The 1,133-nt window shown below is 32.8% G+C and carries 1 protein-coding gene; it reads left to right on the forward strand.

The features are described 5' to 3' along the window. Nucleotides 1–367 precede the first annotated feature (367 nt). The coding region (locus tag V7127_RS05275; protein ID WP_335484147.1) for a cation:dicarboxylate symporter family transporter at nucleotides 368–1,133 on the forward strand (766 nt) is incomplete at its 3' end.

Below are 1,133 nucleotides of genomic sequence, written 5' to 3' on the forward strand. Positions count from 1 at the left end.
TCTGTATATTATTTTTTATATATAAACAACAATTCGCCTCTATGATTATAATCAAAGTGTATTGCTACTTTATGCTCAAAAGACAATTAATATATTGATTTTTTTGAAAATTTAAATATAATAAATAAAAGAAGAGTGGATGGGTGTCTCAGCCACTGAGGTTTGCAAAGGTTTACATTAAAAACGAGGAGGTTTTATTCTAACTGCAAAAAATAAAAGAAATAAATGTGGTACAGGATTGAAGAAAGTTCAGGAGTACTTTTTTATGTATTTAGAGGTAAAGGCATTTGAATTTACAAAACCATTAAAAACGGGGTAATCAGACATAGTGTATAACCTTCTTTATCCTCGTAAAGGAGAGGTTTCTATGACAATTAAAAAGAATGAACAAAATTTTTTTAAAAGGGTTCCGTATCCGTTTTGGGTTTTCAGTACTCTAGCAATTGGATTTTCACTTGGTTTATTTGTACCTGACAATCCCGTGGTACATGGTCTTGCTCTAAGCGGGCAGTATTTTCCTAAAGGCATCGTAACATTTGCTACAGCTATTATCTTTTTTTTACTAGCAGGAGCAGCAGTAAAGTTAATTATGGTACATAAAGATAAGGCTGGCCAATTGTTTGGGAGAATCTTTGCGTCATACCTAGTTTTAGGATTAGTAGCTGTAGGATATGCTGCACTTTTTATTTTTTTAGTTGCAGGTCTGGATTTTACCACAGAAAGTGCGGAAGTAGCGGGATTCTCTACATTTATAATGAGTATATTAGGTACATTTAAAACAATTATCACCCAGCAACCATTATTGCAGATTTTAATAGCCTCCGTACTGATTGGATGGATAGTCGCGACTAACAAAAAATTCGAGCCAATTGCAAGAAATATTATGGTTATTAGCGATTATATTTTAAAAGCATTTAAGTGGCTGCTTTGGTATTATCCAATCATGATTGGATGTTTAGCAATAAACATTCCGTTAAAGTTTGGGACTGAAGGAGTTGCCTATTATGGTAAAACCGTCCTTTGGGTATTTATTTTAGCTACAACATGGACACTCCTGATCATTGTATTAACAAAGATTATCTCCAAAAGAACATGGTCGCAAATATGGAAATATTACTTTACAGTTTATTCAA

This window comes from Bacillus sp. JJ1773, from assembly GCF_036962035.1.
Taxonomy (GTDB): domain Bacteria; phylum Bacillota; class Bacilli; order Bacillales; family Cytobacillaceae; genus Cytobacillus.